The organism is Burkholderia sp. AW33-5, assembly GCF_053427615.1.
Genome location: NZ_JBSAXA010000003.1, coordinates 310,838 through 324,025, shown reverse-complemented (window position 1 = coordinate 324,025; position 13,188 = coordinate 310,838). Strand labels below are relative to the sequence as shown.

At 67.6% G+C, this 13,188-nt stretch carries 11 protein-coding genes and 2 pseudogenes; 3 read left to right on the top strand and 10 right to left on the bottom strand.

Annotation, left to right across the window (positions count from 1 at the left end):
• Window positions 1-220: 220 nt before the first annotated feature.
• From ACV22V_RS08285 to ACV22V_RS08255, 7 genes and pseudogenes are all read right to left on the bottom strand, one after another.
• Window positions 221-544, bottom strand: a pseudogene (locus ACV22V_RS08285) (LysR family transcriptional regulator); the annotation flags it as partial.
• A 12-nt stretch (window positions 545-556) separates the two neighbouring features.
• A complete protein-coding gene (locus tag ACV22V_RS08280) occupies window positions 557-2,011 on the bottom strand; it encodes a DHA2 family efflux MFS transporter permease subunit (protein ID WP_448013518.1) in 1,455 nt (484 codons plus the stop codon).
• On the bottom strand, window positions 2,008-2,571 hold the full coding sequence (locus ACV22V_RS08275; RefSeq protein ID WP_448013517.1) for an isochorismatase family protein: 564 nt from the start codon (window positions 2,569-2,571) through the stop codon (window positions 2,008-2,010). The genes ACV22V_RS08280 and ACV22V_RS08275 overlap by 4 nt, the downstream gene beginning before the upstream one ends.
• 67 nt (window positions 2,572-2,638) lie before the next feature.
• On the bottom strand, window positions 2,639-3,094 hold the full coding sequence (locus tag ACV22V_RS08270) for a MarR family winged helix-turn-helix transcriptional regulator (protein WP_059533911.1): 456 nt from the start codon (window positions 3,092-3,094) through the stop codon (window positions 2,639-2,641).
• A 93-nt stretch (window positions 3,095-3,187) separates the two neighbouring features.
• The gene (locus ACV22V_RS08265; protein WP_059533907.1) at window positions 3,188-3,424 is read right to left on the bottom strand and encodes a DUF7661 family protein; all 237 of its coding nucleotides are present in this window, start codon (window positions 3,422-3,424) and stop codon (window positions 3,188-3,190) included.
• A gap of 46 nt (window positions 3,425-3,470) precedes the next feature.
• Window positions 3,471-4,538 (bottom strand): serine hydrolase, encoded by a 1,068-nt coding sequence (locus ACV22V_RS08260; protein ID WP_059691300.1) that lies wholly within the window; start codon window positions 4,536-4,538, stop codon window positions 3,471-3,473.
• 197 nt (window positions 4,539-4,735) lie between these two features.
• Window positions 4,736-4,972, bottom strand: coding sequence for a hypothetical protein (locus tag ACV22V_RS08255; protein WP_448013516.1), 237 nt, complete (start codon window positions 4,970-4,972; stop codon window positions 4,736-4,738).
• 93 nt (window positions 4,973-5,065) lie between these two features.
• Between ACV22V_RS08255 and ACV22V_RS08250 the strand changes: the two genes are divergently transcribed.
• Together ACV22V_RS08250 and ACV22V_RS08245 are read left to right on the top strand one after the other, a co-directional pair.
• Window positions 5,066-5,941 (top strand): LysR family transcriptional regulator, encoded by an 876-nt coding sequence (locus ACV22V_RS08250; protein ID WP_059698396.1) that lies wholly within the window; start codon window positions 5,066-5,068, stop codon window positions 5,939-5,941.
• Between the two features lie 71 nt (window positions 5,942-6,012).
• Complete coding sequence (locus ACV22V_RS08245) at window positions 6,013-6,297, top strand: hypothetical protein (RefSeq protein WP_059534015.1); 285 nt, start codon at window positions 6,013-6,015, stop codon at window positions 6,295-6,297.
• Window positions 6,298-6,369: 72 nt separating this feature from the next.
• On the opposite strand, the gene ACV22V_RS08240 is transcribed toward ACV22V_RS08245, so the two are convergent.
• The 3 genes from ACV22V_RS08240 to ACV22V_RS08230 all read right to left on the bottom strand — a co-directional run bounded on the left by ACV22V_RS08240 (window position 6,370) and on the right by ACV22V_RS08230 (window position 12,312).
• Entirely contained in the window at window positions 6,370-7,116 is a 747-nt protein-coding gene (locus tag ACV22V_RS08240) for a transporter (RefSeq protein ID WP_448013515.1), read from the bottom strand.
• A 67-nt stretch (window positions 7,117-7,183) separates the two neighbouring features.
• Window positions 7,184-9,946: a magnesium-translocating P-type ATPase gene (gene mgtA / locus ACV22V_RS08235; protein ID WP_448013514.1), complete on the bottom strand. Its 2,763-nt coding sequence runs from the start codon at window positions 9,944-9,946 to the stop codon at window positions 7,184-7,186.
• Window positions 9,947-10,662: 716 nt separating this feature from the next.
• Window positions 10,663-12,312, bottom strand: coding sequence for a S8 family peptidase (locus ACV22V_RS08230; RefSeq protein ID WP_448013513.1), 1,650 nt, complete (start codon window positions 12,310-12,312; stop codon window positions 10,663-10,665).
• A 414-nt stretch (window positions 12,313-12,726) separates the two neighbouring features.
• Between ACV22V_RS08230 and ACV22V_RS08225 the strand changes: the two are divergent.
• Window positions 12,727-13,128, top strand: a pseudogene (locus tag ACV22V_RS08225) (transporter substrate-binding domain-containing protein); the annotation flags it as partial.
• Window positions 13,129-13,188: the final 60 nt, after the last annotated feature.

Here is a 13,188-nt window from a genome sequence, read left to right as displayed (position 1 = left end):
GCGCCGCGATGCGGCGTGCGCCCGATGAAGGGCACATGTAAGGGACCGTGATTGTGCCATCGGGTTCCTGCCGGATGTCGCGAACGCATGACGTAGGGCTCCGGAACATTTTCAGTGTTACGTCGGACTGCGTCGTTTTCATGCCGCGCAGCACGTTGCGCGTTTGCCATGCAGTGCCCGCGCGGGGCATGTGTCGCGCGGCGGCGAGCGGGGAGGAAGGCTAGGCGGCCGCGCGCGCGAAGCCGTTGCGCAGGTGGCGGGCCAGTTCGGCCGCAGCCGGCGTGTGCTGGCCGCGCGGCAGAAGGAGGTTGATCGCGAAGTTCGGCAGCGTCGGCAGGCCGCTGTCGGCAGGCAGGATGTCGAGATCTGCCGGCACGGTGGACGCGAGCCAGACGGTCACCGCGAGATCGGAGCGCACCGTCGCGGCCGTCGCGTCGATGCTGCCGTTCTCGAACATCGTGCGCCATGCGCGGTCGCAGGCACGCAATGCGTCGAGCACGGTTAGGCGGAACGCGCAGGTCCGGTCAACCGTCGACACGGGCAGCGACCCCGGCATTCACCGCGAACCGGCCCGCGCGGCCCCCGCCGGTCGCCCGCCCGCGCCGCTCGACCATCGCGGCAGCCGCAGCGTCGTCACGAAGCTCGCCGCATGCAGTGCGCAAAGCAGGCCAAACGCCCACGCGTAGGCGGCCCCGTGCATGCCGCCCGTCGACGCGGATTCGGCCTGCAGCCGCCACGCGAGAAACAGCGTGCACATCGTCGTGAACGTCGGGCCGCCGAGGCGCTGGACGATATTGAGCGACGTCGTCGCCATCGGCAGGTTGCGCCGCTCGACCGACGCATACGCGGCGGAAATCGACGGTGCGCCGATCGCGCTCTGGCCCATCCCGCGCAGAAACAGCGCGGGCACCAGCACGTAGGGATCGTAGCCGGCCAGCGCCAGATACACGAACGGCAGCGTCGCGGCGAGCGCGAGCAGCGCGCCGGCGGCGGCCAGCCGGCGCACGCCGAACCGGCCGGTCAGCGCACCCATCGGCGGATAAGTGACGAGCATGCCGAGCCCGAGCGGCGCCAGCAGCCAGCCCATCTCGCCGGGCGAGCGGCCGCACGCTTCGATCAGGAACACCGGAATCAGCATCTGGCCCGCGTAGATCGCGCCGTTCGACAGAAACTGCGTGGCAGCGGCCGCGCCGAATACGCGCGAGCGAAACAGCGCGAGATCGATCAGCGCATGCTCGCCTTTGCGCCGCTCGACGCGCAGGAACGCGGCGAGCAGCAGCACCGAACCCGTGATCGCGGCGATGCCGGGCACCGCGTCGATGCGCTCGGCGCCATACAGGAACAGCACGAGCGCCGGCGACAGCAGCGCGAGGCCGACCCAGTCGAGTTCGCGCCGCTGCGTTTCGTCGCGGTCGCCGGGCAGGAACCATACGGCCAGCGCAAGCGCCAGTGCACCGACCGGCAGATTCACGAGAAACAGCCAGCGCCACGAGGCGTGCTGCAGGATCGCACCGGCGACGACCGGCCCGAGGATCGGCGCGATCAGCACGGGCACCGCCGCATAACCGATCACGCGTGCCATCTGCTGGCCGGCCACGCGCGCGATCATCATCTGCGCCATCGGCGCGAGCAGCCCGCCGCTGACGCCCTGCAGCACGCGGAACGCGATCAGCGACGGCGCGGACCACGCGAGCCCGCACAGCGCCGACGTCAGCGTGAACGCGGAGAAACACCACAGGTACAGCGCCTTCGCGCCGATCCGGTCGACCAGCCAGCCGTTCAGCGGCAACACCAGCGTGAGGGCGAGCAGGTAGCCGCTCGTCACCCACTGGATCGTCGACAGGCTTGCGTGCAGATCGGTCGCGAGGCTCGCCAGCGATACGTTGACGATCGTCGCGTCGAGTTGCGACAGCAGCGAGCCGAGCGTCGCGACGGCGCTGACTTTCCAGATCGACGGATCGAGCCGGCCGGCCGCATGGCCCGGCGCCGGCTGAGCGCGTTTGTCGCTCACGCGCCGCGCCGGTCGAGCAGCGCGAGGATTGCTTGCGTCGGACCCGTCTCGCCCAGGCGCGGGAACAGCCGTTCGACGCTGTTCGTATGCGCGTCGGCGTTGAGGTCGGTCATCGCGTCGACCGCGAGCGTCACGTTGTAGCCGAGTTCGTGCGCCTGGCGGGCCGTCGATTCGACGCCGATGCTCGTCGCGATGCCGGCCAGCACGATCTGCGTGACGCCGGCGGCTTTCAGGTGCGCGTCGAGGCCGGTGCCGGTAAACGCGCCCCAGGTCTTCTTCGTCACGACATGGTCGCTTGGCTGGCGGTTCAGTTCGGGCAGAAGATCGGTCCAGTCGGCGGGAAGGGCATCCAGACGCACCTGCTGCTGCGTGCGGCCCGGCGCGCTGCCGGCGACGTTGACGAGCACGACCGGCAGGCCGCGGCTACGGAAGGCGTCGAGCAGCTCGCGCGTGCGCTCGATCACCGGTGCGACCGGGTGGGCGGTGGGCAGCGCGACGATGCCCTTCTGCAGGTCGATGACGACGAGTGCCGTTTGCGTGTCGAGACGGGTCGTGCTCATGGCGTGATGCTCCGTGAAGTGGGCGAAGGAAAGCGTGCGCGCGGATGCCGCGCGGCACGCACGCGGGTCATTGCTCGCCGATGCGCCGGATCAGCGGAATCGCGGCGGCGAGCGTGCGGATGTCTTCGGGGGCGAGCTTCTCGATCGCGGCACCGAGCCACTTGTGCTTCGCGGTGTCGCGCTTGCGACGCGCCGCGAGGCCGGCCGCGGTCAGCATGAAGAGGATCTGGCGGCCGTCGGTCGGATGAGGCTCGCGTTCGACGAGCCCGTCTTCCTCGAGGCTCGCGAGAATCGCCTTCATCGACTGCGGCTTCATCGCCTCGGCGCGGGCGAGATCGGCGGTGGTCATCGGGCCTTGTCGTTCGAGCCGTGCGAGCGCGCTCGTCTGCGACATGCCGAGCCCTTCGGATTCGATCTCGGAACGCAGCCGGCGGATCAACTGGCCGACCGCGAGGGTCAGATCGGCGGCGACGGTATCGGCGGAAACGCCGGGTGTGCGTGGCGGTGTCATGCGGCGAATCATAGAACACGACAGTTTAACTTGCAAGTTTAGCTGTCGAACTTGGCGTGCGTGCGAGATGCGTGATGTGTCGGTGCGGTGGGAGTGGGCAGCGCGTTACGCGCGGCGCGGCGAGGGAATCGGCACGACGTCGTTGTACTTCGGCGATGCATTCTCGTGCAGCAGGTCGCCGAGATATTGCGCGAGTTCGTCCGCGGCGAGCGCGGACGGAATCTGCAGGTTGGCCGGCCGTCGCTTGCCGTCGGTGCCGAGATCGAACACGGTCCAGCGGCCGTTCGAACGCACGACGGCGAGCAGGCGTCCGAATGCGTTGAAACGGTATTCGTCCTGCATGGCATCGCTCCTTCGTGGATGAGCGCGCGGGCCGCGCGCGTCGTGCTTACTGGATCGAGCAGGCCAGCCAGCGATGGATCTTCAGGGCATCGCTCGACACGCCGGCGCGCGTCGGCGCGCCGAGCAGCACGACCGTTTCGCGGCGGCCCTTCACGTGCATGCGCATGACGACGCCGTGCCCCGATTCGTTGATGAAGCCGGTTTTCTGCAATCGGATCGGCAGGCGGCCGTGGCGGACGAGCGGATCGGAGTTCACGTACAGCAGCTCGCCGTCGCCGGCCTGCACGGTGGTCGACGTGTCCGTCGAGAAATAGCGGATCAGCGGATCCTGCGCGGCCGCGGCGACGAGCCGCGCGAGATCCTCGGCGGTCGACACGTTGTGCGGCGAGAGGCCGGTCGGTTCGCGGAAATGCGTATGGCGCATCCCAAGCCGGCGCGCCTCGCGGTTCATCGCCTTCACGAACGCGGCACGGCCGCCCGGATAGTCGCGGCTCAGCGCGGCGGCCGCGCGATTTTCCGACGACATCAGCGCGATATGGAACATCTGGCGGCGCGACAGTTCGGCGCCGATCGGCAGCCGCGAACCGGTGAACTTGATCGTGTCGCGGTCGCGCGAGGTGACGCGCAGCACGCCGTTCAGCGGACGGTCCGCGTCGCGCGCGACGACGGCGGTCATCAGTTTCGAGATCGACGCGATCGGCCGCACCGTGCGTGCGTTGCGGGCCAGCAGCGGCGTGCCGGAGTCGACGTCGAGCACGTAGGCCGCGCGCGAGTGCAACGAGCGTACCGCGCGCGGGCTATAGCCGCAGCTTGCGAGCAGGCGCGGCTTCGCGGCGGGGCGTGGGCGAACCGCATTCGTGCGTTTCGCGCGCCGCTGCGGTGCGGGCGCCGCGTGACGCTTGACCGCTTGATGCTTCACGCGCGGGCGGCGATGCTTGACGGCCTTGTGCTTGCGGGGAGCGGGCTTTTTCTTGACGACTTTCGCATGCGCATGCGGCGACGCGGTGCGATGCGGCTGCGCGGACGCGTTCGTCGCGAACGCGAGTGTCAGGAACGAGAGGGCGATGATCAGGGTGGTCCGGGCGCGAGGCAGGCGCGCGATGAGGCCGGTCAAGCGAAAGTCTCCTTTTCTCGCGCGTTGCGGCGGCGCGAAATGCGTGGGCGGTCAGCGGGTGCGGGAAATTATAAGGTCGATCGCGTGGCGATGACGATGGATGTGCGCGCAATGATGCGTGATGCGCGCGGATTCCTGCGGTTTTTTTGCGGAGGATCGAACGCGTGCGTTCGGCGGCGGGCGCCAGATGTCGCGATTCAACGCGGCCAGTTCCGCCGCGACACGACCGCGAAGCTGATCGCGATCGAACCGGTGGCGGCACGTGGCGGCACGTCGTCCAGCGCATCGCCGAAGCGCAAGCGGCGGCTGCGGCCGTCGGCGCGTGCGGTGCGACGCCCGGGCGCCGGCGCGTCGGGCCCGGCATCGCTTGCGCCGGCGACGACCGTGTCGCACGACTCGTCGGTCAGGCACTCGGTCGCATAATCGAAAGGCATGGTGGGTAACTCCGAAAGGGGCGTTTCCGTATTGAACGTCACGCCATTCGATCAGTAAAATGAATGTTTCGATCGATACGATTCCTTTGAAGAATGGAATTGAAACTGCTGCGCACTTTCCTGACGGTCACCGAACTCAGCCATTTCAGCCGTGCGGCCGACACGCTGCACATGAGCCAGCCGGCGCTGAGCAAGCAGATCGGCGCGCTCGAGGCGAGCCTCGGCGGCAAGCTGTTCGAGCGCGGGCGGCACGGCGCGGAGCTGACGCCGTTCGGTGAACGCTTCCTGCCCGACGCGCAGGCGCTCGTGCGCGATGCCGACGAGATTCTCGCGCGTGCACGGGAGGCGACCAGCGGGCAACGCGGGCATTTGCGGCTCGGCATCTGCCTGTCCGTGCTGACGCTCGTGCCGAAACTCGTCGCGGAATTCCGGCGCCGCAATCCGGGCATCGCGGTCACGCTGAGCGACCTGTCGTCGTCCGAGCAAACTCGTCGGCTCCGCGCGGGCAAGCTCGACGCGGGGTTCCTGCGTTTGCCGTCGGATGACGGATTGTCGTCGTTCAAGGTGATCGACGAGGGGCTGGCGCTCGCGGTGCCGCCGCACCTCGGCTTCAAGCGCGTGCCGGCCGATCTCGACGTGCTCAACGAGATCGGCTTCATCGCGCTGCAGCGCGCACGCGGCCCCGGGCTCGCCGCACAGATCGACCGGTGGTGCGTCGAGCGGCGCTTCGTGCCGCAGGTCACGCAGCAGGCGGAGGACGTGCAATCGGTGCTCACGTCGGTCGCGGCCGGGGTCGGCGTCGCGTTCATTCCTTCGCGTGCGCAGTATCTGCTGCGCGACGCGACCGTATTGCCGCTCGCCGGCAGGGACGCGAAATGGCGCGTCGGGCTGGCGTGGCTGTCCGGTCGTGACGATCCCGTAACCACGCGTTTCGTGTCGTTCATGCGCGCCGCGATCAAGGGCGCGTGACCGGGCGTATAGTGTCCGCGATTGCATCCTTCCCGAATGCCGGTCCCGCACCGGCTCGCGAACCCGAACCGATGACTTCAGAATCCGACGACGCCCCGCTCGATCCCGCACTCGTTGCGACGCTCGCGACGCTGCACGACGCCGCGACCGATCCGTCCGGCAGGACGTGGTCGCTGCCGAAAATCGCGAAGCGCACGCAATTGCCGATGAGCACGCTGCGCCGCGTGCTGACGCAACTCGACGCCGCCGGCCTGAGCGCGACGACGCTGAACGACGACGGCACCGGCAGCGCCGCATTGACCGAAGCGGGGCGCGCCGTGTGCGCGCAACTGTTCGGCGCGAACGACGGCAAATGAGAAAACGGGCCGCCCGAAGGCGGCCCGTCGCGGTGCGGTCAGACATGCGGCGTCGGCCGCATCGTCACGGCATCACCACCGCGCCGTTACCCCACCCATGACGGAATGACGGTAGGTCTGGTCGTTCAGCCCGTGCCGGTAGCCGATGTCGAGATCGAGCCAGCGCCTCGGCGAGTAGATCGCACCCGCGATCACGAACGCCGGATTTGCGCCGGCCGTGCTTTCGGTGTTGCGCGACACGCCGATGTCCGCCACGAACTGCAGTTTGTCGGTTGCCTTGTAGAGCGCCGCGGCCGACACGGCCCAGACCGAGCGCAGATCGCCCTGGCGATTCGGCTGGTAGGCGAGGCCCGCGTTCGCGAGCAGCGAGAAGCGCGCGACGTCGGCTTGCGCGAGCAGCGTCGCGCCGGTGCCGACACGGCCCGTGCCGAGCCCGCGACCGTCGTTGCCGGTCGGCATCGTCACCTTCGGTTTCAGCGCAAGCGACAGCGGCCCGCGTTCGACGAAGCGCCATTTCATGCCGATCTCGACATCGCCGATGCCCGCGCCGTTGTCGTCGGTGCGCGTTTGAAGATGCGTGTAAGGCGCGTTCACGTAGAGATCGACGCGCTCGCCGAACCCGCGCGTGAGCGTCGCGTTCCACAACTGATGGCGGCCGTTCTCGTCCTGTTTCGAGGTTTCCTCGCCGTTGAATTCGAATTGCCAGTTCGCATTGCCCTGCGTGCCCGTGTCGTCGCTGACGAGCGGATGCGCCGCGTAGGCATCCAGCGGCGCGAGGAGAGCGCTCGCGGCCGCGAGCGGAAGCATTCTTCTTTTCATCACGTCACCTGTAGTGCGTCGTGGGCGTGCCACCCATGCGGGCCGGCACGCCGTCGTTTGGAGGAAATCAGAACCACTGCTTGTAGCGACGCACATAGATCGTCTTGACGATCTGCGCGAGCAGGATGTAGCCGACCATCGTCGCGGCGAGCCACAGCCAGTAGGTGCCCGGCAGGTGCATGAAGCCGAGCGAATCCGCGAACGGCGAGAACGGCAGCCAGCAGCCGATCGCGATCGCGGTGAACGTCGACAGCAGCACCGGCAGCGCGGCCGTGCTCTGCAGGAACGGAATCTTCTGCGTGCGCAGCAGGTGCACGACGAGCGTCTGCGACACGAGGCTCTCGATGAACCAGCCCGAGTTCATCACGATCTGGCCGCCCGAGCCGCCGTGCAGGTGATACATCGCACCCGCGCCGAACACGGTCCACATCAGCACGTAGGTCGTGATGTCGAACACCGACGACGTCGGCCCGACCCACAACATGAAGCGGCCGATGTTGCCGGCTTCCCACTTGCGCGGCTTCTTCAGGAACTCCGGATCCATCTTGTCCCACGGCAGCAGCATCTGCGACGTGTCGTAGATCAGGTTCAGCACGAGCAACTGGGTCGCGAGCATCGGCTCCCACGGCAGGAACGCGCTGGCGACGAGCACCGAGAACACGTTGCCGAAGTTCGAGCTGGCCGTCATGTTCAGGTACTTCAGGATGTTGCCGAACGTCTCGCGGCCCTTGATCACGCCTTCCTCGAGCACCATCAGGCTCTTTTCGAGCAGGATGATGTCGGCGGTTTCCTTCGCGATGTCGGCGCCGCTGTCGACAGAAATGCCGACGTCGGCGTCGCGCAGCGCGGGTGCGTCGTTGATGCCGTCGCCGAGGAAGCCGACCGTGTGGCCGTTCGCCTGCAGCGCCTTCACGATGCGCGCCTTCTGCAGCGGCGTGAGCTTTGCGAACACCGTCGTGCGTTCGACGAGCTGCGCGAGCGTCGCGTCGTCGAGCGCCTCGATTTCAGCGCCGAGCACCGGCTTGCCCGGTTCGAGGCCGACCTGGCGGCACACCTTCATCGTGACGGTCGGGTTGTCGCCCGTCAGCACCTTCACCGACACGCCGTTCTCGCGCAGCGCGGCGAGCGCCGGTGCGGCCGATTCCTTTGGCGGATCGAGGAAGGTCAGGAAGCCGCGCACGACGAGGTCGCGCTCGTCGGCGGTGCGGTACTGTTCGCGTTCGTCGCCGCGCGGGATCGCGCGGGTCGCGAGCACCAGCACGCGGAAGCCGTCCTCGTTGTAGGCGTTTGCCTGTTCGAGCAGCCGCTTGCGCGCGACGAAGTCGAGCGGACGCACGCCATGCTCGTCCTGCACGTGGGTCGATACCGCGAGCATTTCCTCCACCGCGCCCTTGCAGATCAGCAGGTGCGCGCCGTGCGTGTCCTCGACGACGACCGACAGGCGGCGGCGCACGAAGTCGAACGGCAGCTCGTCGATCTTCCTGTAGCCCTGCGGTTTCACGCGCTCGCCGATCTCGTCGGCGCGCGCGACCACCGCGATGTCGATCAGGTTCTTCTGGCCGCTCTGATGGAAGCTGTTCAGCCAGCCGAGCCGCAGGATGTCCTCGTTCCGGTGGCCGGACAGGTCGAGATGGTGTTCGAGGATGATCTTGTCCTGCGTGAGCGTGCCGGTCTTGTCGGTGCACAGCACGTCCATCGCGCCGAAGTTCTGCACGGAATTCAGCCGCTTCACGACGACCTTGCGGCGCGCCATCGCGATCGCGCCGCGCGCGAGGTTCGCGCTGACGATCATCGGCAGCATCTCGGGCGTGAGGCCGACGGCCACCGCGAGCGCGAACGTGAGCGCGCTCAGCCAGTCACCCTTGGTCAGGCCGTTGATCATGAACACGATCGGCACCATCACGAACATGAACCTGATCAGCAGCCAGCTCACGCTCGCGACGCCGCGGTCAAAGCTCGTCTCGATGCGCTTGTGGCTCACGACGTTGCGCGCGAGCGATCCGAAATACGTGTCCTCGCCGGTCGCGACGACCACGGCCGTCGCGGTGCCGCTGACCACGTTGGTGCCCATGAAGCACACGTTCTCGAGATCGAGCAGCGATGTCGACGCGTCGTTCGCCGCGCCCGCCATGCCCGCGTGGGCCGACTTGCCGGCGACCGCGCCGAGCGTGTCGTACTTCTCGACCGGCAGCGCTTCGCCGGTCAGCACGGCCTGGCTGATGAAGAGGTCGCGCGACGCGAGCAGACGCACGTCGGCGGGGATCATGTCGCCGGCCGACAGATGCACGATGTCGCCGACCACCACTTCGCGCATCGGCACCTCGCGGCGCGCCGGCTCGGACGTGTCGGTCACCGCGCGCTGCACGGTCGCCGTCGTGCGGACCATCGCCTTGAGCTTTTCGGCCGCGCGCAGCGACCGGAATTCCTGAACGAAGCGCAGCAACGCGCTGATCGTGACCATCGCCAGCAGGATCGTCATGCCGACGTAGTCGCGATCGTCGGGTGCCGCGAAGTAGACGTCGGTGAAGAAGCTGATCGCGGCCAGCACCAGCAGCACGTAGACGAACGGATTGTGGAACGCATGCAGCAACTGACGCGTCCAGTGCGGCGGCTTGTCGTGCGCGATCTCGTTCGGGCCGTTGTGCTGCAGACGGTCGGCGGCCTGCCCGTAGGTGAGGCCGCGCATGCTGGTATGCAGCGACTTGAAGGTTTCTTCGAGCGGGCGGGCCGCTTCCTGCGCGGCGCGCATGACACGCGGTTCGTTCTGCTGACCGGGGCCGGCGTTGATGAAGCCGCGCTGTTTCTTTTGCGAGGTGTTTCGTTGTGTCATGAATCGCTCCTTGCGCACGCGGCGGCGGGCGGGAAGCGACCGTGACGTTATCGACGCACGAACGCTTCCCGCCGCGTCGCGCCGGGCGCGATCGGCTGTGGATTGGTGAAGGGAGGAAGGCTCGCCGGCGCGCGGAGTGCGGTCCGAGGGACGAAGCGCGGCGTCGCACCGGCGAGCGGTAATCGACTACTGTCGTCTGAGTTCATCTGCACTCCTGTCGGTTGCGGGTGGACGGCACGGGCGATCGGTAGCCGCGCACGCGTGAGGGCGCGCGGCCGGACGGCACGCGAACGGAACGCGCACGCAGCGTGCGCTGCGTGCGGCGCGAACGTATGCGCGCGGCAACGCACGGTTGCGCAGCGCGGACGTTCGGCGATATCGAAAAAATCGGCGGGGGATTCTGGCCGGTCAGGCCGGAAGGGCGCCGCATCCTGCTTCCCGGGATGCGGCAGAAGACGAGGCTCTGCGCGGTTTCCTCAGGCAGCAGTCAAGTTGGTCGAGGACCAACTACAACTCGCATCGGTGTTCACAGAACACTCCATGTAATCAGACGGGGGCGATGGTAATGGGTCGTCGTGCGAAGCGTCAACCCTTTTTACGCCCTTTTTTCAGGCAGTTCCTGCAATACGCCGGTGCGACGACGCTGGCTTCGCGGACAAAAAAACGCGCGCATGCCAGGCAGGCATGCGCGCGGTTGCATCGAGGCGACGTACCGGCTACTGCGTGGCCGCCGTGACGGCAGCGCCTGCATCCGCGATACCGGAACCGGCCGGCAGCGCGGTGCACGACGTGCTGGCCGGCAGCATCGCCGCACGTGCGCCGCCTTGCAGCTTCTGCTGGATCTGCGCGGGCGTGAGGTTGCCGTTCACCGACAGCATCAGTCCGACGATGCCCGTCACCTGCGGTGTCGCGAGGCTCGTGCCGCTCGCGGTGCCGTACGTGTCCGTGCCCGGTGTCGTCTTACCGCTATTGGCCGTCGACAGGATGTTGACGCCCGGTGCGCTCAGTGCGACGTCGGAGCCGAAGTTGCTGAACGACGCGCGGCGCCCGGTCGCGTCGGTCGCGGCGACGGTGATCACGCCACGGCAGTTCGCCGGCTGGTCGAGCGCGGTCGACAGGCCATCGTTGCCGGCGGCGACGACGACGGTCACACCCTTCGCATTCACATCGTCGATCGCCTGCTGGAATGTCGCGCTGCACGCGCCGACGCCGCCCAGGCTCAGGTTGATGATCTTCGCGGGATTCGGGTTCGTCGGCACGCCGGCGACCGGGATGCCGGCTGCCCAGCGCATCGCGTCCGCGATGTCGCTCGTCTTGCCGCCGCACTTGCCGAGCACGCGCACCGGCAGGATCCGGCCGAGCCACGACACGCCGGCGACGCCGATGCCGTTGTTGGCGGCGGCGCCGATCACGCCCATCACGCGCGTGCCGTGCCAGCTGCTGGCGCTCGGCTCGCTCGCGCAGTGATAGTACGGGCCGCTGGTGTCGTCCAGTTCCTGCTGCGTGACCCAGTCGCCCGGATCGGTTGCATCGGTGCCGCGCGCCTGGCCGTTGTTGCTGGTGTTGGCGTTCGAGATGAAGCTGTAACCGGGCAGCAGATTGCCGACGAGGTCGGGGTGCGGCCGGTAGCCGGTGTCGAGCACGGCCGTGACGACGGTCGGCGCACCCTTGGTCCGCGTCCACGCGGGCGGCGCGTTGATGCCGACGCTGGCGTCGGACAGATACCACTGCTGGCCATAGGCGGGGTCGCTCGGCGTGTCGCGGATTCGCATGGGGTGATCGGGTTCCGCGTAGTCGACGTCGCCGTCGGCCGCGAACGCCTGCGCGAGCGCCGCCGCGTCGTCGGATGCGATGCGCTGGCCGATGGACAGCACGGCCGCGCCGTCCGACAGGGTTCGCTCGACCTGCACGTTCAGCGGTGCCTGCGATGTCGTCACGGCGGCATACGTCCGTGCGGCGCCGCTCGACGTCGGCGCTGTCCAGCGCGTCATCGAGCGCTGGATCACCGCGTCGAGCCGCGTGCCGGTGTCGAGGGCCGCCATCGCGCGCGCGGCAGTCGGCGTCTTAAGCCGGACGATCAGGTGATCGACCGGCGGTTCGATGGGCCCGGCCGTCTGGGTGGCCATCTGCACGGCGGCCTGCTGCGTCGTGCATGCATTGCTGCCGTTGGTCGGGGGCGGGGGCGTCGGGGTTGGGGAGGGCGCCGGCGAGGGGGCCGGCGCTGCATTGGAAGAAGACGGATTGCTGCCATCGCCGCCACCGCCGCAACCGGCGATCGGAAGCAGGGCCGCGGCAGACAGCATGCCGGCGAGCATGCGCGCATGAGCGGAGTGGGCCAGCGCGAAATTGAATCGTTTGGCTCTCATGGTGAAACTCGATCCTCGTAGATGACCGTCGTGCTGGCGGTCGTGCCTGCCCGGCGTAAACCGGACCTGTTTTTTATCGGACACGTGCAGACTGCTGCGACGCGCCATGCACTGGGTAACGGCCGATGAGGCGGCTTCTTGAATATGTTTTGTGTGAAAAAAGCACGACACGCAAACGATTGTCTTGCTGTATTGCAGCATGAACGCGCGTTTGGAACGGATGATCCGTTCACGCAGTGCAAGATTGGAGGCGGTCGACCGGGCGAAACGTGCGGCGCGGGCGTTTTTGCGCGCCACGGAAACGATTGTTCGCGGGTGGCATCGACGGAGGACGCTTTACGCTTTCCCTGATGAGGTGCGAATTTTGTCGGGCGTACGATCGCGATTCGATCAACGTTTCGTCAGGAGAAAAGCATGGATCGCCGCTTCCGTTGGCTGGCCGTCGCACTGACCTGCGCGCTGGCGGGCACCGCGCACGCGCAGGCGCTCACCGGCACGCTGAAGAAGATCAAGGACACGGGCGTCGTGTCGCTGGGTATCCGCGAATCGTCGGTGCCGTTCTCGTATTCGGACAACCAGCAGAAGAACATCGGTTACTCGCGCGACATCGCGGCGCGCATCATCGACGCGCTCAAGACCGAGCTGAAGGCGCCGAACCTGACGGTGAAGGAAATCCCGATCACGTCGCAGAACCGGATTCCGCTGCTGCAGAACGGCACGATCGACTTCGAGTGCGGATCGACGACCAACACGCTGGAGCGGCAGAAGCAGGCCGCGTTCTCGAACAGTATTTTCCTGTACGGAACACGGTTATCTCATGCGCCTCTTATCTGACGGCCTTCTGCGGCCGTCGTCCAAAATTCGTCCAAAATTCGT